The sequence below is a fragment of the Ferribacterium limneticum genome, from assembly GCF_020510625.1.
In the GTDB taxonomy this organism is placed as follows: domain Bacteria; phylum Pseudomonadota; class Gammaproteobacteria; order Burkholderiales; family Rhodocyclaceae; genus Azonexus; species Azonexus limneticus_A.
Window position 1 is genome coordinate 138,798 of record NZ_CP075191.1, and the last position, 19,240, is coordinate 158,037.

23 protein-coding genes are annotated in these 19,240 nt (G+C 60.1%); 9 read left to right on the plus strand and 14 right to left on the minus strand.

Annotated features, from left to right (window positions below):
* Positions 1-6: 6 nt before the first annotated feature.
* Positions 7-1,461: an Asp-tRNA(Asn)/Glu-tRNA(Gln) amidotransferase subunit GatB gene (gene gatB / locus KI617_RS00650; RefSeq protein WP_226449693.1), complete on the plus strand. Its 1,455-nt coding sequence runs from the start codon at positions 7-9 to the stop codon at positions 1,459-1,461.
* Here the strand turns inward: gatB and KI617_RS00655 are convergent, their stop codons facing one another.
* Positions 1,462-2,109 (minus strand): hypothetical protein, encoded by a 648-nt coding sequence (locus KI617_RS00655; RefSeq protein ID WP_226449694.1) that lies wholly within the window; start codon positions 2,107-2,109, stop codon positions 1,462-1,464.
* Positions 2,102-2,743 carry an orotate phosphoribosyltransferase gene (gene pyrE / locus KI617_RS00660; protein WP_226449696.1) on the minus strand — a complete coding sequence of 214 codons (642 nt, stop codon included), beginning with the start codon at positions 2,741-2,743 and terminating at the stop codon, positions 2,102-2,104. The genes KI617_RS00655 and pyrE overlap by 8 nt, the downstream gene beginning before the upstream one ends.
* A 47-nt stretch (positions 2,744-2,790) precedes the next feature.
* On the opposite strand from pyrE, the gene KI617_RS00665 reads away from it, so the two are divergent.
* The 5 genes from KI617_RS00665 to KI617_RS00685 all read left to right on the plus strand — a co-directional run bounded on the left by KI617_RS00665 (position 2,791) and on the right by KI617_RS00685 (position 4,975).
* Positions 2,791-3,570 (plus strand): exodeoxyribonuclease III, encoded by a 780-nt coding sequence (locus KI617_RS00665; protein ID WP_226451821.1) that lies wholly within the window; start codon positions 2,791-2,793, stop codon positions 3,568-3,570.
* A gap of 77 nt (positions 3,571-3,647) precedes the next feature.
* Positions 3,648-3,962 carry a DUF883 family protein gene (locus KI617_RS00670; RefSeq protein ID WP_226449698.1) on the plus strand — a complete coding sequence of 105 codons (315 nt, stop codon included), beginning with the start codon at positions 3,648-3,650 and terminating at the stop codon, positions 3,960-3,962.
* Between the two features lie 4 nt (positions 3,963-3,966).
* Positions 3,967-4,374, plus strand: a complete 408-nt coding sequence (locus KI617_RS00675; RefSeq protein ID WP_226449700.1) for a phage holin family protein — start codon at positions 3,967-3,969, stop codon at positions 4,372-4,374.
* Positions 4,371-4,664, plus strand: a complete 294-nt coding sequence (locus tag KI617_RS00680) for a YqjK-like family protein (protein ID WP_226449702.1) — start codon at positions 4,371-4,373, stop codon at positions 4,662-4,664. The genes KI617_RS00675 and KI617_RS00680 overlap by 4 nt, the downstream gene beginning before the upstream one ends.
* A gap of 2 nt (positions 4,665-4,666) precedes the next feature.
* Entirely contained in the window at positions 4,667-4,975 is a 309-nt protein-coding gene (locus KI617_RS00685; RefSeq protein WP_226449704.1) for a hypothetical protein, read from the plus strand.
* On the opposite strand, the gene KI617_RS00690 is transcribed toward KI617_RS00685, so the two are convergent.
* Genes KI617_RS00690 through metX form a run of 3 tightly spaced genes read right to left on the minus strand, consistent with a single transcriptional unit; the run spans position 4,959 to position 7,959 of the window.
* Positions 4,959-6,227, minus strand: coding sequence for an AmpG family muropeptide MFS transporter (locus tag KI617_RS00690; protein ID WP_226449706.1), 1,269 nt, complete (start codon positions 6,225-6,227; stop codon positions 4,959-4,961). The genes KI617_RS00685 and KI617_RS00690 overlap by 17 nt on opposite strands.
* Positions 6,227-6,838 carry a methionine biosynthesis protein MetW gene (gene metW, locus KI617_RS00695; RefSeq protein WP_226449708.1) on the minus strand — a complete coding sequence of 204 codons (612 nt, stop codon included), beginning with the start codon at positions 6,836-6,838 and terminating at the stop codon, positions 6,227-6,229. The genes KI617_RS00690 and metW overlap by 1 nt, the downstream gene beginning before the upstream one ends.
* Positions 6,835-7,959 carry a homoserine O-succinyltransferase MetX gene (metX, locus tag KI617_RS00700; protein ID WP_226449716.1) on the minus strand — a complete coding sequence of 375 codons (1,125 nt, stop codon included), beginning with the start codon at positions 7,957-7,959 and terminating at the stop codon, positions 6,835-6,837. The genes metW and metX overlap by 4 nt, the downstream gene beginning before the upstream one ends.
* Here metX and KI617_RS00705 point away from each other — a divergent pair.
* From KI617_RS00705 to KI617_RS00715, 3 genes are read left to right on the plus strand one after another with little or no spacing between them, the layout of a single operon-like run.
* On the plus strand, positions 7,958-8,167 hold the full coding sequence (locus KI617_RS00705; protein ID WP_226449718.1) for a hypothetical protein: 210 nt from the start codon (positions 7,958-7,960) through the stop codon (positions 8,165-8,167). The two genes, metX and KI617_RS00705, sit on opposite strands and share 2 nt — an antisense overlap.
* Before the next feature lie 37 nt (positions 8,168-8,204).
* Positions 8,205-8,825 (plus strand): PilZ domain-containing protein, encoded by a 621-nt coding sequence (locus KI617_RS00710; RefSeq protein WP_226451822.1) that lies wholly within the window; start codon positions 8,205-8,207, stop codon positions 8,823-8,825.
* Positions 8,806-10,845 carry a TonB-dependent receptor plug domain-containing protein gene (locus KI617_RS00715; protein ID WP_226449720.1) on the plus strand — a complete coding sequence of 680 codons (2,040 nt, stop codon included), beginning with the start codon at positions 8,806-8,808 and terminating at the stop codon, positions 10,843-10,845. The genes KI617_RS00710 and KI617_RS00715 overlap by 20 nt, the downstream gene beginning before the upstream one ends.
* A gap of 13 nt (positions 10,846-10,858) precedes the next feature.
* Here the strand turns inward: KI617_RS00715 and KI617_RS00720 are convergent, their stop codons facing one another.
* The 9 genes from KI617_RS00720 to bluB are packed head-to-tail and all read right to left on the minus strand — an operon-like array spanning position 10,859 to position 19,208.
* Entirely contained in the window at positions 10,859-12,943 is a 2,085-nt protein-coding gene (locus KI617_RS00720) for a diguanylate cyclase (RefSeq protein WP_226449722.1), read from the minus strand.
* Positions 12,940-13,845, minus strand: a complete 906-nt coding sequence (locus KI617_RS00725) for an ABC transporter substrate-binding protein (protein WP_226449732.1) — start codon at positions 13,843-13,845, stop codon at positions 12,940-12,942. The genes KI617_RS00720 and KI617_RS00725 overlap by 4 nt, the downstream gene beginning before the upstream one ends.
* Positions 13,846-13,897: 52 nt before the next feature.
* Positions 13,898-14,491: an SCO family protein gene (locus tag KI617_RS00730; protein ID WP_226449734.1), complete on the minus strand. Its 594-nt coding sequence runs from the start codon at positions 14,489-14,491 to the stop codon at positions 13,898-13,900.
* On the minus strand, positions 14,488-14,829 hold the full coding sequence (locus KI617_RS00735; protein WP_226449736.1) for a hypothetical protein: 342 nt from the start codon (positions 14,827-14,829) through the stop codon (positions 14,488-14,490). Before KI617_RS00735 ends, KI617_RS00730 begins: the two co-directional genes overlap by 4 nt.
* Before the next feature lie 57 nt (positions 14,830-14,886).
* Positions 14,887-15,678, minus strand: coding sequence for a cobalamin-binding protein (locus KI617_RS00740; protein WP_226449738.1), 792 nt, complete (start codon positions 15,676-15,678; stop codon positions 14,887-14,889).
* 3 nt (positions 15,679-15,681) lie between these two features.
* Positions 15,682-16,572 carry a cobalamin-binding protein gene (locus KI617_RS00745; RefSeq protein WP_226449740.1) on the minus strand — a complete coding sequence of 297 codons (891 nt, stop codon included), beginning with the start codon at positions 16,570-16,572 and terminating at the stop codon, positions 15,682-15,684.
* A complete protein-coding gene (cobD, locus tag KI617_RS00750) occupies positions 16,569-17,561 on the minus strand; it encodes a threonine-phosphate decarboxylase CobD (RefSeq protein WP_226449742.1) in 993 nt (330 codons plus the stop codon). The genes KI617_RS00745 and cobD overlap by 4 nt, the downstream gene beginning before the upstream one ends.
* On the minus strand, positions 17,554-18,465 hold the full coding sequence (cbiB, locus tag KI617_RS00755; RefSeq protein ID WP_226449744.1) for an adenosylcobinamide-phosphate synthase CbiB: 912 nt from the start codon (positions 18,463-18,465) through the stop codon (positions 17,554-17,556). Before cbiB ends, cobD begins: the two co-directional genes overlap by 8 nt.
* Entirely contained in the window at positions 18,462-19,208 is a 747-nt protein-coding gene (gene bluB, locus KI617_RS00760; protein WP_226449746.1) for a 5,6-dimethylbenzimidazole synthase, read from the minus strand. The genes cbiB and bluB overlap by 4 nt, the downstream gene beginning before the upstream one ends.
* Between the last annotated feature and the right edge of the window lie 32 nt (positions 19,209-19,240).

The window sequence follows — 19,240 nt, forward strand, 5'->3', positions numbered from 1 at the left end:
GAAGCTATGACTCAGTGGGAAGTGGTAATCGGCATCGAGACGCATGCACAGCTCTCGACGGTCTCGAAGATTTTCTCCGGCGCCTCGACGGCGTTTGGTGCCGAACCGAACACCCAGGCTTGCGCCGTTGATCTTGCCCTGCCTGGTGTTCTCCCCGTGCTGAACAAGAAAGCGGTGGAATGCGCCATTCGCTTTGGCTTGGCGATCGGCGCAGAAGTCGCCAAAAAATCGGTATTTGCCCGCAAGAACTACTTTTACCCAGATCTACCCAAGGGCTACCAGATCAGCCAGATGGATCTGCCGGTGGTGGTTGGCGGAAACATCACGCTGCAGGTTGGACTGGGCGACAAGGCCTACGAAAAAGTCGTTCGCCTGACCCGGGCTCACCTTGAAGAAGATGCCGGCAAGTCGCTGCATGAAGATTTTCATGGCAAGTCGGGGATCGATCTGAATCGCGCCGGTACACCATTGCTGGAAATCGTTTCCGAGCCGGACATGCGTTCGTCTGACGAGGCGGTCGCCTATGCCCGGGCATTGCATGCCTTGGTCCGTTGGATCGGCATTTGCGACGGCAACATGCAGGAAGGCTCCTTCCGCTGCGATGCCAACGTTTCGGTGCGCCCGAAAGGCCAGGCCGAATTTGGCACCCGTCGCGAGATCAAGAATCTGAACTCCTTCCGTTTCCTGAAGGAAGCCATCGACTTCGAAGTCCAGTGGCAAATCAATGAAATCGAGGAAGGCCGCAAGATTCAGCAGGCCACCGTGCTGTTTGATCCGGATACCGGCGAAACACGCATGATGCGGAGCAAGGAAGATGCGCACGATTACCGCTACTTCCCGGATCCTGATCTGCTGCCACTGATTATTCCGGCCGAGTGGATTGCCCGTGTGCAGGGCGAATTGCCAGAATTGCCGGTCCAGAGACGCGAACGTTTTGCTGGCGAATTGGGACTCTCTGCTTACGACGCCACCGCGCTCACCGCCAGTCAGGAAATAGCCGATTATTTCGAGGCGGCAGTGGCGATTGCCGGCAAGGTCAATGCCAAGCCCTGTGCCAACTGGGTGATGGTTGATCTGGCTGCCCGTCTCAACAAGGAAGGCAAGGACATCGCCGAGTCGCCGGTTTCAGCAACTCAACTGGCTGGCCTGATCTTGCGTATTGCTGACGACACCATTTCCAACAATATCGCCAAGAAGGTCTTCGAGGCGCTGTGGAATGGTGAAGGGGCGACGGCCGATGAAGTCATCGACAAGCAGGGTTTGAAGCAAATTACCGATACTGGCGCCATCGAAGCTTTGGTGGACGAAGTACTGGCTGCCAATGCTGCCAACGTCGCCGAATTCAAGGCCGGCAAGGAAAAGGCGTTCAATGCGCTGGTCGGTCAAGTGATGAAAGCCGCAAAGGGCAAGGCCAACCCGCAGCAGGTCAACGACCTGCTGAAGCAGAAACTGGCTGGCTGATCAGCGAATTGCCGGGGCTGCGCCGCTGTTCGGCGTAGCCGGTGGCCGGCGGGTCAATTCGAAGTAGCGCTTGCGGTCAGCGTCGTACTTGGCCTTGATCGACTCGAAATCCTTTTTCTTGATTTCGAGTAGTTCCTGCTGCAACTTGATTTCGTGGTCAATGGCGCGCAGTTCTTTGTCGAGTTCAGGAGGTAGTGTCTTTTTCTTGTAAAACTCGGCCTCGTCAGCAAACTTTTTGCGCTTGGTACGAACGGCATCGATGCGGGAAATAGTCGCCAGAATGGCTAAATTCACATCCGCTTCGGCTTTCTTTTGTGCCAGATCGATGTCTTCTGGTGTCGTGTAGGTATCGAGTAGGGCCTGATCCCGCCGACGCTGCTCGCGGCTCGCATCTTCAAGCTGTTTCTTGCGACGGTTTTCCAGTACCTGTTCCGCCTTTTGCTCCGGCGTCAGCGGCGGGCCGACTTCCTTGACGATATTGCCGCCGCTGTCGAGCACCCGATAGGCACGGCCGCGACATTGCTCGGGCAGCGTGTCCCCGCACACCCGACGGCCACTGACCGGGTCGTGGCAGCAGTAAAACTCTCCAGCCGCTTGGGCCGAAGTGGCCAGCAGCAGAAGAAGAGGGAGGATAGCCCGCTTAGGCATCGACCCCATACTGCTCCCGGTAGCGGGCCACAGCCTCGCGATGCTTGGCAAAATCAGGCCGTTGGGACAGGAAGGTCATCAGATCCTTGAGCCCGGCAACGGCGACAACGGGAATGCCATAGTCGCGCTGGACTTCCTGGACGGCGGAGAGGTCGCCCTGGCCACGCTCCTGGCGGTCCAGCGCAATCAGAACACCGGCTGGTGTGGCACCGGCGGCACGGATCAGTTCGACCGATTCGCGGACCGAGGTGCCGGCAGAAATCACGTCATCGACAATCAGGACGCGTCCGGTCAATGGCGAACCGACGATATTGCCGCCTTCACCGTGATCCTTGGCTTCCTTGCGGTTGAAGGCGAAAGGGAAATTTTTGCCACGCTGGGCAAGGGAAATGGCAATCGCCGCAACCAGCGGAATTCCCTTGTAGGCCGGGCCAAACAACATGTCGAACTGCACGCCGCCAGCTTCTGCTGCTTTGGCGTAGAATTCGGCCAGACGCCCCAGTGAGTTGCCATCATTGAACAGGCCGGCATTGAAAAAATAGGGCGAAAGCCGTCCAGCCTTGGTTTTGAATTCGCCAAAGCGCAATACCTGGCAGCTAACGGCGAATTCGATGAAATCCTGACGAAAATCCATAGTTTTCTTTTCCTGACGGTCGGAAAAATACGACCAATTTGAGCACAATGTTACGCATCATCTCCCTGAATCTCAATGGTATCCGCTCCGCGTGGAACAAAAATGTGTTGCCGTGGGCAGCAGCCAAGAATGCGGACATCATTTGCCTGCAGGAATTGAAGGCTCAGTTGCCCGATCTGACCCCGGAAATGATGGCCCCGGATGGCATGCAGGCGTTCTATCACTGTGCCGAAAAGAAGGGGTATAGCGGCGTCGGTATCTGGAGTCGGCAAAAACCGGATCGGGTGATCGAAGGCTTCGATGGCGGTGAGTTTGATGCCGAGGGGCGTTACATACGGGCTGATTTTGGCGACCTGTCGGTGATTTCGCTTTATCTGCCTTCGGGTTCCTCGTCGCCGGAGCGGCAGGAGGCCAAGTTTCGCTTCCTTGATGTCTTCTTTCCCCAAATGCTGGCTTTGCGCAACGAGGGGCGCGAAATCGTGCTGTGTGGCGACTGGAATATCGCCCATCAGGCCATTGATCTGAAGAACTGGAAGTCGAATCAGAAGAATTCCGGCTTCCTGCCGGAAGAGCGTGCGTGGTTGTCACGGGTTTTCGACGAACTGGGCTGGGTCGATGTTTATCGCCGCCTGTACCCGGAAACGACGGATACCTGTTACACATGGTGGAGCAATCGGGGTCAGGCCTGGGCCAAGAATGTCGGCTGGCGAATCGACTACCAGATCGCCACCCCGGGCATCGCAGCAACGGCTGTGCAGGCCGAGGTCTACAAGGATGAGCGATTTTCTGATCACGCTCCGCTGATCGTTGATTACGACTTCAAATAAGCACCCAAAGTGCATTGATTTCGCTGCGCCGTAGGGATAACCTGTAGCTCTGCTTACTTGTCTAACGAGGTTGAAAAATGTCTGACCAAATCACTGCTGCCAACAAGGAAAAGCTGGTTTCCGATCTCAAGGTTGTGATCTCCGATACCGAAGAATTGTTGCGCGCAACTGCCGGTGCTGCCGGTGAAAAAGTGGGCGAACTGCGTGAGCGTCTTGGCGTTCGTCTGCGCGATGCCAAAGAGCGCGTGATCGATCTCGAAGTCGCTCTGGTCGATAAGACCAAGGCAGCAGCCCGCGCGACTGATGATTTTGTGCACGAAGAGCCATGGAAGGCTGTTGGTGTGGCTGCCGCATTGGGTCTGGCTCTCGGTGTGCTGATCGGACGTCGCTAAGCGCATGACTCAGCAGTCAGGCGGTGAAGGGGGCCGCGAGGGTCTTTTTTCCGCCTTGAAAAATATTGTCGCGACGCTGATCGCGATAGGTAAGACGCGTGCTGAGCTTCTGGTTACGGAGCTTGAGGAGGAGAAATTCCGCCTCATGTCGCTCTGGGCCAAGGCCATCGGTGCCGCGTTTCTGCTCGCCTTGGGCGTCGTCATGGTCGTCTGCTGTGTGGCGCTGGCTTTCTGGGAGCAGAGGGTCGTCGTCTTCGGCATCTTTGCCGTCCTGTTCATTGGCGGTGGTGCGATCCTCGTTGGTTCGCTGAAACGGCAAGCCAGTCAGCCGAGCAAAATGTTCAAGTCCAGTCTGTCTGAATTGGAAGCGGACATGGCGCAACTGCGCCGCTATCGCAACAAGTCGGAATGAACCCCAAGCTGCTTGAGCTGGCAACGCGACACGGTGCTCTCAAGGCGCGTATCGACGAGCAGCGCCGTCAACTGGCAAGGCATGTTGAGCCGCTGCAGGGAGCGCTGGCCAAGGGCGATACCGTTCTCAAAGGGGTCGATTGGCTGAAGCATCATCCCGCCGCCGTCGGCTTAGCCGTCGCTGCGGCCGTCATTGCCCGGCCAAAACGTGCATGGCGCTGGGGGCGGCGCAGTTTCCTGCTGTGGCGTGGCTGGCAGGCACTTAAAAGCGCCGTGGCCGGAGGGCGCTGAGCGTGGCGAAAGGCAGTCTGGACGAGGCGATACTGCCTGGCTGGTGGCGGCAGGTTGTGTCGTCGCAGCGACGCGAAGCCCAGCGAATACTGGCCGAACTGCTGGCGACACGCGGCATCATGCCGCTGTTGATGAAGGCGCGTAATGGCGAAGGCTGGACGATTGCCGAGAAAGAGGAGCTACTGGGGCATTTGCGCCGGATGGCCCACTTGTCCCCTTATCTGATTGGCCTGCTCTTGCCGGGGTCAGTTCTGCTGTTGCCGATCTATGCATGGTGGCTGGATCGCCGACGTCTCAAACGGGGCGAATAGCCGAATCCGAGGTTTCGTGCCACGGTGCGACTTTCAGTAGCAAAAGCATTCCCGGCACCGCAAGGCCGGCACACAGCCAGAAGAAACCGTACCAGCCAAGATTTTCAACCAGCCAGCCCGCCGAGGCGTTGATGAAGGTGCGCGGCACGGCGGCCAGGCTGGTGAACAGGGCCATTTGCGTCGCCGTATAAGCCGGATGCGTCGAGCGCGCAATGAAGGCGACGAACGCTGCAGTGCCCAGACCAACACCTAGCGCTTCGAGTCCGATGACGAAGGCGAGAGCAAGCCGCTCGCTGGCGCCGACACTATCGTAATGTCCTTGGGCCGCCAGCCAGGCAAAGCCGAAGATCGATACCAGTTGCACGACGCCAAACAGCCACAGGGCCCGGTTGATGCCCAGCCTGACCATCCATAATCCGCCGAGCAGGGCGCCAATGACTGCCGGCCATAGCCCAGCATGTTTGGCGATCAGGCCGATATCGGTCTTGGTGAAACCCATGTCGAGATAGAAAGGGGTGGCCAGTGCCGTGCACAGGCTATCGCCCAGTTTGTACAGGAAGATGAAGCCGAGTACCGTGGCGGCACCCTGCCAGCCCTGGCGGCCGATGAATTCGTGGAAAGGCTCAGTGACGGCTTGGCGCAGCGTTTTGGGGGCACCTTTGATTGTCGGCTCAGTAACCAGCCAGGCCATGGCCATACCGGGAATCATGAAAGCACCGGTAATCCAGAAAACCTCGTTCCAGGGCAGGCGATCGGCCAGGATCAGCGATAGCGAGCCGGGAATCAGACCGGCGATCCGGTAAGCGTTCACATGGACGGCATTGCCGAGGCCGAGTTCGTTGTCGCCGAGGATTTCCCGCCGGAAGGCATCGACAGCGATGTCCTGGGTGGCGGAGAGCAGTGAAAGCAGGGTGGCGAGCCACAGGATGGGCCAGATGCTTTCTTTCGGGTCAAAGCCGCCGAGGAAGCCGATGGAGAACAGCAGGCCGATTTGGGTAATCAGCATCCAGCCACGCCGGCGGCCAAAGCCTGGCAGGCTGTAGCGGTCAAGCAGCGGGGACCAGAGGAATTTCCAGGTGTAAGGGAACTGGATCAGCGCGAAGAAACCGATGGTTTTGAGGTCCACGCCTTCGCTGCGCAGCCAGGCTGGCAGCAGGTTAAGGAGCAGGTAAAGCGGCAGACCGGATGAAAAACCGGTGAAGATGCAGATCAGCATCTTCCGGGTGAGTAGGGCCGCGAGCCAGGCTGGCATCAGCGGTTTTGCGTCAGGCGATAGACTGCCAGGCTGCCGAGGAAATTGATTTCCCGGTTGTCCGTGTTGTGCACGATGTTGCCACCCTCGTCCAGCACTTGCCGTTCGCGGATGATCAGGCCCATTTGATCGCACAGCGCTTCAAAATCAAGCAGCGTGAAAAAGCGGACGTTGGGCGAGTCGTACCACTGGTATGGCAAGTCTTCGGAGACCGGCATACGGCCATCAAGCACCGAGCGCAGGTTTTTCCAGTAGGCAAAGTTCGGGAAGGAGACGACGGCTTCGCGGCCGACGCGCAGCATTTCACGCAGGATGCCCTCGGTGTGGCGAACGGTTTGCAGGGTGCGCGACAGGACGACGTGGTCGAAGGCCTGGTCGGCGAATTCATCGAGGCCGCGCTCCAGATTGCCCTGGATGATGTTGATGCCGTTCTTGATGGCGGCCAGGACGTTGGCGTCGTCGATTTCCACGCCGACGCCATGAACACCGCGGGTTTCGATCAGGTGCTTGAGTAGCGTGCCATCGCCGCAGCCGAGGTCGAGGACGCGGTGGCCCGGCTCGACCCAGCCGGCAATGACTTCAAAATCGGGGCGGCCCAAGGTATGCGTCATAGCTTGATGTTCCGCAGATAGGCGTCGACGACGCCGTGATAATGGGCATCATCCATCAGGAAAGAGTCGTGGCCGAAGTTGAGGTCGATTTCGGCGTAGGAAACATTGCGTCCGTTGGCGAGCAGCGCGGCGACGATTTCCTTGGAGCGGGCCGGTGTGAATCGCCAGTCGGTGGTGAATGAGGCAATCAGGAAATTGGCCTTGGTGCGCGCCATGGTGGCGGTCAGGTTGCCATCATCTTCTCGGGATGGGTCGAAGTAATCGAGCGCCTTGGTCATCAGGAGGTAGGTGTTGGCGTCGAAGTAACCGGCAAACTTGTCGCCCTGGTAGCGCAAATACGATTCGACTTCGAACTCGACGCCGTAGCCAAAGGAAAAGGCACTGTTGCGCAGTTCCCGGCCAAATTTTTCGCCCATCTGGTCATCGGACAGATAGGTGATGTGGCCGAGCATGCGCGCCAGGCGCAGGCCGCGGACTGGGCGGGTGTTGTGTTCGTAGTAATGGCCGCCGTGGAAATCGGGATCGGTCAGGATGGCCTGGCGGGCGACGTCGTTGAAGGCGATGTTCTGCGCCGAAAGCTTCGGGGCGGCAGCGATCACGATGGCGTTCCGGACGCGTTCCGGGAAAGTGATGCTCCAGCGCAGCGCCTGCATGCCGCCCAGGCTGCCACCCATGACGGCAGCCCAGCTGTCAATGCCGAGCAAGTCGGCCAGCCGGGCCTGGGCGTGCACCCAATCATTGACGGCAACGATCGGGAAATCGGCCCCCCATGGCTTGCCAGTGGCCGGATTGAGCGATGAGGGGCCGGTGGAGCCGTGGCAGCCACCGAGGTTGTTCAGGCCGACGATGAAGAATTTGTCGGTATCGAGCGGGCGACCGGGGCCGACGATGTTGTCCCACCAGCCGATATTGTCGGGCTGGTCGGCATAGTGGCCGGCGACGTGATGATGGCCGGAGAGGGCGTGGCAGACGAGAATGGCATTCGACTTGGCCGCATTGAGCGTGCCGTAGGTCTCATAGACCAGATCGTAGGCCGGCAAAACCCCGCCGCTGCGCAAATGCAGTGGCTGGTCGAAGTGGGCGCGCTGTGGCTGGACGGCGCCGACGGATTGTCCTGGCATGCTGTTCCTGAAAACAAAAACCCAGTTGGCTGAAAAACGCGAACTGGGTGGTTCCCGTTTTAGCTGTATTTATAAGCGCCCGCAATCAGAGCTCAAATCGGCGCCGCTGAAGTGTTTTCAGCGTCTGCGGACAATACCCAGCAGGGCGGCAAAAGTCAATAAAACGAATGCCTTATGCAGTGATGGTGGGGGCGTCAAGTTTTGTTAAACTCCAAAAAACAAACTTTTAGAAAGACTTGAACCTAATGTTGGATCAAAGACGGCATCTGCGAATTCGGTTTGCTTCATTGCCAACGATACGCCTTGGTTATGGCGGTGCGATCGGTGACGGGGTGATTGAGAACCTGTCGCTGTCAGGGCTGATGGTTCGAACCTCGATGCCTCTGGAAATTTCGCGCAATGTTGGCTGCGAGTTTCGAATTTTCCAGTCGCCGCTGATTGATGTTCCCGCTGCCGTGGTCAGCCGGGTGGGGGATGTTTTTGGCGTGCGTTTTCAACCGGGTCCGATCGCGCAGATTCTGATCGAGGATGCGATCAATCAGGCGCTGCTCGATGGCAATGCGTCGATTCTCTCTGTCCACGAATTAGGCGGGAAGAAAATCATGCGCATCACCGGGGGGCTTTCCGGCGCCTTGCGCAATGACTTCATGCACGCCCTGACGCGGATGGGCGTCGATGAAATCGATGTAGAAAGCGTGACGGCTGTTGAGCAGGCTGGTCTGGCGCTATGTCTGGTGGCAACCACTCGGCATGGCGTCTCCATTGGTGCTCAATCGCAGTGTTTTGCCGAGGCATGGAAGTTTGCGCAAGTCGTGCCTGGAGATGTGGCGCCGGGGATGTCGGGGCGTGATCAGACCCTGGAATAGCCTCTCGCGCAGTCTTCTGCTCATTGCTTTGGTCGCGATGGGGGTCAGTGCATCTTGGGCAGATGACGAGAGGGCCTATTTCAGTGAGTTGCCGGTTGTTGCATCGGTCAGCCGGCTGCCGCAGCGAATTGCGGATGCCCCAACTGCTGTCACCGTTATCGATCGGGAGTTGATCAAGGCTTCCGGTGCCCGTGATTTGAGTGATGTATTCCGGTTGGTGCCGGGTTTCCAGACCTTTCCCAATAACACCGAGGCAGCTCAGGTCACCTACCACGGCATGTCGGATGGTGAGTATTCGCCGCGCCTGCAGGTGCTGGTGGATGGTCGTTCTCTGCATTCTCCTTTGTTCAGCAATGGGATCAATTGGGCGACGATTCCGGTAGCGCTTGAGGATATCGAACGGATTGAGGTCGTGCGCGGGACCAATGCGGTGTCTTATGGCAGCAATGCCTTTCTCGGGGTCGTCAATATCATCACGGTGGATCCCGCTCTGGCGCAGGGTTTTTCCATTTCTACCGGTTACGGCAGCCAGAATGTTCGTGACTATGCTTTGCGTGCCGGCGGGCGGATCGGGGATGTCGGAGACTTCCGATTCACCTACAAGCAGCAGAATGATGATGGCTTGACTAACCGTTGGGACTGGGTCGATTCATTCCGGTCGCGATTGTTCGACTTCCGTTCGGATTTTTCATTGAGCGACCGGGATAGTCTGCAGTTCAGCATTGGGCAGATTGAGGGGGTAACCCAGCGCGGCCGGCTGAATACGACTACATGGCAGCAGAAACCGGAAGATCCGATTCGTGATATGCGGCAGACAGATGCCTATGTGCAGTTTTTGTGGCGCCGGGTATTGTCGCCCACTTCAGATTTGCAACTGCGCTACTCCTATGTCGTTGACCGTTCATCTGACGAGTTCTCCATTCCGTTCGCTGGCCGAATCTACCGGGTTAATCAATCCGGTGACGAAGGGGCCAGGCATGAACTGGAGATCCAGAACTCCCTGAAGCTGATTGATACTTCGCGGCTGGTCTGGGGGGCAAGCTGGCGTACTGACAGCATGCGTTCGGACTGGACCCTGCCAGGGCAGGGGGCTGTGCAGCGAGATCTGGCACGGATATTCGGCAATCTCGAATGGAAACCGAGTCACTGGTTTACCGGCAATGCCGGTATTTCCGGGGAGAACGATTCAATGGCTGGCTTTCATATGGCCCCCAGAGTCAGCGGCAATTTTCATCTGAGTCCGGAGAATACGATCCGTACCGGTTTTTCCCGCGCTTATCGGACAGGGAGCATTCTGGGTTACCGGGGAGATTGGTGGACAGTCAGTGGTGGCTTGCCCAAATACCAGTTTGCAGGCAATCCGAATATGCCGCCCGAGCGGATGGATACGTGGGAAATCGGTTACCTGGGCGATTGGCGTGAAAGCCGGATGAGCCTTGATGTGCGGGTTTTCAATGAAACAATTCACGACAGGCTGCTGTCGATCGATCAGAACATCGCCAACAATCTGATTCCGGATACGATCATGCCGGTCCAGAAAGTCTGGATTCGCGGATTTGAGTATCAGTACAAGTGGCAGCCGTTTGAATCGACACGGATTGTCCTGAATCAGGCTTTTGCCGATATTGGCAGCAGCTATCTGCAATCGGCACTGGCTAATCCCAACAATTCATTGGGAAATGCCGCCAAGAGCGCAGCAATTCGCGAGCAAACCGAGTATTCGATGCCGCATCGTTCGACATCGTTGCTGGTGATGCAAAAGTTGCACTGGAACCTCGATTTCTCCGTGGCGGGCTATTGGCAGGACCGGATGAAATGGTCGACCAATTCCTGGTCGCCGAAATACCGGCGCTTCGATGCGCGTCTGGCCTACCTCTTCCGCTGGAGTGGGCTGGGCGGCGAAGTGGCTTACACCATCCAATCACTGAATGGCGCCCACAGCGAGTACAAATGGAACGACGAGCCCTCCGACCGTGTTGTGGATCGGCGCCAGTGGATCAGTCTGCGGCTTGACTTCTGATCCTGAGTCGGTACTAACCCGAACGCATCACCGCACCCTCGAACCAGACCTCGAAGGGCTCGTTGGGGGCGATGGCCTTGCCCTGGGCGTAATCGATACCGAGATCCTTGAGTTGCTCCAGTGTTTCCAGATCATCGATATCTTCGGCGATCGAATGGATATGCTGGTCGGCTGTGATTTCCTGCACGGCCCGCAGCAGGGCGGTTGACGCGCGGTTGCCACCGAGATCCCGGGTCAGGCTGCGGCTCAGCTTGACGTGGCTGGGCGTGATGCTGCGCAGGTGGCTGAAGGAAGACAGGCCCCCACCGAAATCGTCCAGGCCGATCTGGCAGCCAAGGGTCCGCATCTGGCGCGAGAACTCCATGGCCTGACTGGTCAGGTGGGTCAGGATGTCTTCGGAAAACACGAAGCAGAGCTTGTTGCCGGACATGTTCTGACTAGCCAGGCTGCGGGCGATGTAGTCGATGGTTTCGCGGCTGCCGATGGAGCCGCGGGAGAGCGGCACCAGACAGTGCAGGTTGCGGTGCCGACGCTTGGCGCGGGCCTGGGCGGCGATGGCGGTATCGATCAGGCGACGGTCGATGGCCGGCGCCAGGTCGTAGCGTTCGGCGGCGTCGATCAGTGCGGCGAGGGTGACAGGTGGTTGACCGGGTTCGTTGAGGCGCGCCGTCAGTTCGACGATGTGCCCGCCGGAAGCGTGCTGGAGGGCGCGCAAGGGCACGGCTTCGATAAGCAATCTGTCCTCGGACAGGGCGCTGGCGATGCGGCTGGCCCAATTGCTGGCTTCGTGGCGGCGTTCCTGGCTGAAGGTGACCTCCTGCTCGACGACCCGGTTGCGACCACTTTCCTTGGCGCGATGGCAGGCAGCATCGCCGGCAGCGAGGATTTCGTTGATATTGCGTACCTTGCGGTTCACCGTGGTGATGCCAACGCTGGCGCCAATGGCGAATACCTTGTCCTGCCAGATGAAGCGATAGGCGGCGGCCAGGCCGCAAATATCCTCGGCGACCTGCATGGCACGTGTGCCGGTGCAGTTGGCCAGCATGATGCTGAATTCATCGCCGCCCAGACGCGCCAGCGTGTCCTCCTCACGCAAGCGGCCCTGGAAAAGCAGCGACATCTGGCGGAGCAGTTCGTCGCCGGCCAGATAGCCGCAGGTGTCGTTGACCTGCTTGAAGCGGTCAAGATCGAGGAAGAGGATGGCGAATTCATCGCCGCCAGCCTGCACGCTGGCCAAAGCCTTTTCCAGACGGTGTTCGAATTCGCGCCGGTTAAGCAGGCCGGTCAGCGCATCGTGGCGGGCCTGGAAGGCGAGTTGGGCGGTGGCTTCCTCGATCCGCGCCTGCATCGAGTGATGCACTTCTTCCATTCGTGTGGCCATCTCGTTGAAGCCGTTTTCGAGAATGCCGAGTTCGCCGCTGGAACTGGTTGGCACGCGCGTATCCAGTCGGCCAGATGACATGCCGCGCACGGCCTCGACCAGACGCATCACCGGCTTGGCCAAATTGTCCGCCATGGCGATGGCTAGCGCGGCGAGTACCAGCAAGCCGAAGAGCACGATGACCAAACCGCGCTGCAGGAGTTGTCGTTGCTTGTTGGCCAGCTCGGTCTTGTCGAATTCGACAAAGACGTGACCAATGATTTCAGGGGCGGCCGGCTTGCTGGTATTGGTTTCGAAGAGCTGGTCGGTATCGCTCATCGAGCGCTTGACCGGGGCACCAAAGGCAATCCAGTGTTCGGTTTCGGCGACTTGCCGCGCTTCGCTCAGGTTCTGGCGCAGTTCGTCAGCTGCCAGTGAAACCCGGCCACTGACGGCAATGGTGCGGCCCTTCTGGTTGACGACAATGGCCGCCTTGACGCCGGATTCCTGGACGGTGGCCTGGGCCAGCCCGTGCAGGCCTTCAACCTGGCCGGCAATGATGCCGTATTCGCTGATCGGGGCCAGATAACGGACGGTGGCCATGCCCTTGAGGCGGAGTTCGCCTTCCAGCGTCTTGATCCCGCTGAAGGTGAAATACGCGACCAGCGCGATGGCAATCAACGTGCTGGGGAGCAGCGTCAATAGCAGCAGGCGATGGCGGAGGGTGAGACGATTCATCGTGCTTCCCTGTCAGCAAGGATGGAGCGTCGCAGCGACGCTTCATCCGGAATATTGAGCCCCAGCGCCTGAGCAACATTGGTATTGATGGCAATGGCAAACTGGGCGGGGCCGGTTGGGGGGGCAAGGTTGATGCCGTTGTTGACGATCATGTCGGCCGTCTGGCGGGCAATCTGGCTCGGTGTGCTATGCAGCGCAGCCAGCGCGCCGGCCGTGACAAAGGCGGTGGAGTAGCCGATGACCGGTCGCTGGTGGCGGAAGGCGGTAATCAGGATGGCCTTGATATTGTTGCGGTGGTAGATGCTGGCATCAGGCAGGGCGAGCAGGGCACCACTCCGGGTGAGCAGGGTATTCAAGGCCGGCAATAGCGTCTTGTCGGTATCGCTGTCTTCGCTGTCCAGTACCAGTCCGGACCAGGCGAAGGCCTGGCGATACTGGCTGGCGGAGTTTCTTGTCTCGCTGCTGAAAAGTATGCCGAATCGCTTCTGGTCCGGTAAGAGATGGCGCAAGAAAGCAGCTTGCCGGTTGGCCGGTTGGTCGAGATAGATGGCGGTGATGCGGCCGGAAGTCCGCCGATGCTCAGCCAGGATCTTTTCGTAGTTTTGTCGCGGCAGCAGTGTCGCGATGATCGGGGTGCTGTCGCCTCGACTCAAGGTCCGGCGCAAGGCTTCACTGCCGACGGTGACGACCAGATCGGGGGGCCTGGACGGTTGAGGTGGCGCATCTCCCTGGCTGGTCGAGACAATGTTCCAGGTCGTCCCGCTGAGCGATTCATCAAGGATGTTGGCGAATTCGCCATACATGCCGCCGCCTTCGCTGAGAACAAGCGCAATGCTGCCGGCCTGTGCCGGTACGGCAAGGACGATCAGTAAAATCAGGACGAAGCGGCTCAAGCTGCGCATCAGCGGAATATCGCACGGCAGGTATGCCAATGCAATGAGGGTTTTACACAGGTCAACGATTGTTGATCATGCGACCGATTTGTTCCGTGATTTCTGACACAGGCATGGCAAAAGCGAATTTCTTGACGAAGCTGCCGTCCGGGCCGAGCAGGATCATGCCGGCGGAATGGTCGACTGCGTAGCGGTCTGCGGCAACGCCGGGTTCCTTGACTTTGGCGTAGCGAATCTTGAAATTGTCGGCCGTACGCCGAATCAGCGCGGGTGAGGCGGTGAGGCCGAGAATGCGGGGGTCGAAGAACTCGGTATAAGTCTTGAGAATCTTGCCGGTGTCACGCTCCGGGTCGACTGAAATGAAAATGGCCTGGACTTGTTTGGCATCGGCGCCCAGTTGTTTCAGGATTTCGGCCATTTCGACCAGCGTGGTCGGGCAGATGTCGGGGCAGTAGGTGTAGCCGAAGGCGATCAGTTGATAGCGCCCGCGAAAATCCTCACTGGTGACCGAGCGTCCGTTCGGATCCTGCAGAAGGTAGCGTGGATTGATTCCTTCGGTGCTTCCTTCTTTTAGCAACTCAAGGCTGTGGGAGGCCTGCGCGGCAGCGTGGCCGGCGACCAGAAGAGCAAAGAGAAATACGAGGGTACGAATCATTTGCTATCGGCAAATGCCGACTTCATGCGTTGTTCGGCTGCGGCAATGTTGCTGGCCAGGCTTGCGGCATCTGGGCAGGTGGCACCCTTGCCTTGTTCGAGATAGGCGGCGTTGGTGGCGTTTTCAAAAACTTCGCCGTAGCCGCGGGTCTTGGGGGCGGTGGTGATGATGGCATTGCGGGCACGGGTGACCAGGGCCGGCTGCTGGCAGGCCAGGGCGATGCCGTTGAGACGGCCGAGCGCTTCGACCGCAACAGTGCCCGGGTCGGTATCGGCAGCCATGCTGCTGTTGGCGAGAGCGGCAAGGATCAGGGCAAGGAGCGGAGCAGTGATCTTCATGAACGGAATCCTTAAGTTTGGACGACGATTATAGGCAATGTGCCGGTCGTGGCCTTTTCACAGATCAAAAATGGCTAGCAATTGCGGCAGGCCTTCGCTGATCGCGACGGGGCCAGGAGTCAGGATGATCGCTGACTTGATTTCGTGCATTTTCCCGTTGCGTACCGCCGGGATGCTGTCCCAGCCAGGGCGGGCGGCGACGCGCTCGGGGCGGAAGTGCTTGCCGCACCACGAGCCGATGATGATGTCCGGGGCACGGGAGATGACGGCTTCCGGTGTTGGGCGACGATCCTTGGCCAATGGTGAGCGGGCCTGCTCGGCAAAAATGTCTTCACCGCCGGCGATTTCGATCAACTCCGAGGCCCAGCGGATGCCGCTGATCAGCGGTTCGTCCCATTCCTCGAAATAGACGCGCGGTTTTTTGCCGCTGCGGGCGTAGCGTTCGGCAGCGATGGCGCGGGCTTTTTCAATTTCCGCTTCCAGTCCGGCAACGATCTCCAGTGCCTTGGCCTCGGCGCCAACCAGTCGGCCCACCGTTTCCACCATGCCGAGGATGTCCTCGACGCTGCGCGTGTTGAAGGCGTAAACCGGCACGCCGGCCTTGATCAGGTCGCGCGAAATCTCGCTTTGCAGGTCGGAGAAGGTCAGGACCAGATCGGGCTGGGTAGCGAGGATCTTGTCGATGTCGCCGCTGGTGAAGGCGAAGACCTTCGGTTTTTCCTTGCGGGCCTCCGGCGGGCGCACGGTGTAGCCGGAAATGCCGACGATGCGCTCCTGCTCGCCGAGGGCGTAGAGGACTTCGACGGTTTCGGTGGTCAGGCAGACGATGCGTTGGGGCAGGCGGGGCATGTTTTACTTGGCAGAACGGTGGCTTCTTGCGACATCGAGGTGGGCGCAAAGTTTCTCGGCACCATCAAGGATGCGCGGCGTGTGGCGCTGCATGATGTCGGGGTTGATGTGGAACAGGTTGTTGCGCTTGACCGCCGTCATCCGTGTCCATTTGTCCCAGTCGTGCAGCCACTCCGGCTTGGCGTCGCCCATGCCGGTAGCGATGATGGCCTCGGGGTCGGCTTCGAGCACGGCTTCGACACTGACCGTCGGCGCCATCTTGCCGAGGTGGCCGAAAACGTTGGTGCCGCCGCACAGCGTGATGGCATCGCTGATGATCTGCGGGCCGCCGACCGTCATCAGCGGCGTTTTCCAGATTTGATAGAACACCCGGACCTTGGGCTTGCCGGCATTGGCCGCGCGCAGGGCCTCCAGGCGTTTGCGGAAACGTTCGGCCGTGGCATTGGCGACTGTTTCGGTGCCGGCCAGTTGGCCCAGGCGCACCAGTTGGTCGGCGACGTTTTCCATCGTGTTGGGCTGCGAAACATAGACCGTCAGGCCCAGCCCCTTCAGCTTGTCGACCTGCGGCATGTTGTTGCCGCTTTCCCAGGCCAGGACCAGATCCGGTTTAAGGGCGGCAACGGCCTCCAGATCGACGCGCGAATAGCCGCCGACGCGCGGCACTTTCTTCGCTTCCGGCGGGTGGTCGCTGTAATCGACGGTGCCGACCAGCCGGTCGCCAGCCCCCGCTGCGTAGAGGCTCTCGGCGATGTGCGGAGCGAGCGCGATGATGCGTTTGGCCGGCGCCTTGAGGCGGACTTCCTGGCCGGTGTCGTCCTTGAAGACGAGGTCGGCGTGGACAGTAGTGGACACGGCGAAGGCTGCAGCCAAGGCCGCAAGCAAGTGGATTTTCATGCGGGTTTCCATTCGGCAAGTGCCTGGCCCAGACGTTGCCATTCGGTTTCGCTGCCGGGAAGGCCAAAGCGGAGCAGGGGCTGCTGGTCGAAGCGGCGGGTCAGGATGCCCTGGCGGGCGAGGGCTTCATGTAAATCGCCGGCGTGTTGGGTGGTCAGCGTGGCGAACAGGGCGGTGGCCTTGACCTCGCCGAGCGGGGCGAGCATCAGGAGCAAACGTTCGCCGGCGGCCTGCAGGCGGGGACGGGTGGCAGCCTGCCAGGCAGTATCCTGCAAGGCCAGTTTGGCCGCCTCGCGCGACGGGCCGCTGATCGTCCATGGGCCCTGTGCCTCGCTCATCCGGCCGAGCAGTTCGGGGGCACCAAACACGAAACCGACACGGATTCCCGCTAGGCCGAAGAACTTGCCGATGGAGCGGAGGACGATCAGGTTCGGCGCTTCTTCGCTACCGGCCAGCGGGGTGACGCTGTCTTCCGGCGTCGCATCGATAAAGGCCTCGTCGACAATCAGCCAGCCGCCGCGTTTCTTGATCTGCCGGGCGGCGTCGAGCACGATGTCGTGCGGATGGCGGTCGGCCGTCGGGTTGTTCGGGTTGCACAGCAGCACGTAAGGAGTCGCTGCCGCCAGCGCCCGCGGCAACAGGGCATTCTGCAGGAAACGGATCTTGTGGCCGGCGTGTTGCCAGGCCTGGGGGTGCTCGGCGTAGATCGGCGAAATGCAGGCGACGACGGCGCGGGGCAGCAGGGTCGGCAGCCACTGGATTGCCGCCTGCGAGCCGGCGACGGGCAACAGGTTGGCGTTGCCGTAATAGGCGGCCGCAGCGGCTTCCAGGCCGTCGTTGCTTTCCGGCAGGCGCTGCCAGACAGCGGGCGGCAGGGCCGGAACCGGCCATGGGTCAGGGTTGATGCCGGTGGACAGGTCCAGCCAGTTATCCAGCGGAATGTTGTAGTGTGCCGCGGCTTCACGCAGGCGGCCGCCGTGTTCAAGCATCCAGGAATCCAATCACGAAAAATGCGCTCAGCCAGAGCCAGAGGCTCTGCCGAATCAGGGCAATCGCCCGGCCAAGGTCGGCGGCAACCGGTGCCGGTCCGCTGCCGAGCGGTGGGCGGATTTCTTCCTGCCCATGATAGATCGCCGCGCCGCCGAGTTGCACGCCGAGACTGCCGGCCCCGGCCGACATCACCGGTCCGGCGTTCGGGCTGTCCCAACCCGGCGCCTGGGTACGCCAGCAGGCCAGCGCGTTGCGGGTCTGGCCAAGCAGGGCATAGGTCAGGGCCGTCAGGCGGGCCGGAACCCAGTTCAAGGCATCGTCAAAACGGGCGGCAAAACGGCCGAACAGGTTGAAGCGTTCGGTGCGGTAGCCCCACATCGCATCCAGCGTATTGGCCAGGCGGAAAAGCAGGGCGCCGGGGCCGCCGAGCAGGGCGAACCAGAACAGGGTGCCGAAGATGGCATCGTTGCCATTTTCCAGTACCGACTCGACGCCCGCCTTGGCGATGCCGGATTCGTCCAGCGTCGATGTGTCACGGGAGACAATCCAGCTGACGCGCTGTCGTGCCTCGTCAAGATGCCCGTCCTGCAAGGGTTTCGCGATGGCTTCCGCATGCTCGCACAGGCTCTGCGCACCGAGCGCGAAGTAGAGGAGAGCCACATCGACGGCGAAGGGGGCGTAGGGGCGCAACAGCCAAGCCAGTGCGACAAAGGGCAGGACGACCAGCGCCCAGGCGAACAGCCCTGGCACTAGGCGGCGGTTGTTCAGACGTTTCTCGACAGCGGCGGCCAGGTTGCCGAAACCGACCAGCGGGTGGAAATGGCGCGCTTCGCCGAGCAGGCGGTCGAGCAGCACGGCCGCCAGGGCGGCGGCCGGCATGGCGAGTGCGCCATCGAGCATCATTTCGGAAAGATGCCCCGCTGCTGGATGTCGTCCTGCATGGCGGCGACTGTGTTGGTCAGCGATTCCTGGCGTGTCACATCAGCCTGGCCCCACTGGTCGTAATAGAGCAGGTCGGCAATCGGCAGGCGGGGCAGCCAGCCAGCCTTTTCCAGTTCCGGCTTGTCGTGGAAGTGGCTGACGTAGCCGATGCACAGGTAGGCGATTGGCACGATGTCGGTCGGCATGCCCAGCGCCTGCTGCAGTTCAGGCTGGTTGAAGATGCTTACCCAGCCGACGCCCAGCCCTTCGGCACGGGCGGCCAGCCACAGGTTTTGCACGGCACAGACACTGGAGTAGAGATCCATTGTCTTGATGTGGGTGCGGCCGACGACGACCGGGCCGGTTCGCTCGCGGTCGCAGGTGATGCACAGGTTGATCGGCGATTCGACGATGCCTTCGAGCTTGAGCTGGCTGTAGATTTCCCGCTTGCCCTCGGGGAACATCATGGCCGCTTCGGCATGGGCCTTGGCGAAGATGTCGCGGACCCGCTGCTTGACCTCGGGCGAGCGGACGAGCAGGAAGTTCCACGGCTGCATGAAACCGACCGATGGCGCATGGTGGGCGGCGAGCATGACGCGGGCGAGCACCTCGTCCGGTACCCGATCGGGCAGGAACTGGCCGCGCACATCGCGGCGATTGAAGATGCTGCGATAGACGGCGGCGCGCTCGGCGTCTGAAAAAGAATGGTCAATCTGGTTTTCCATGAATTCCCCTTGTGGAAAAACGATGGCTGCCT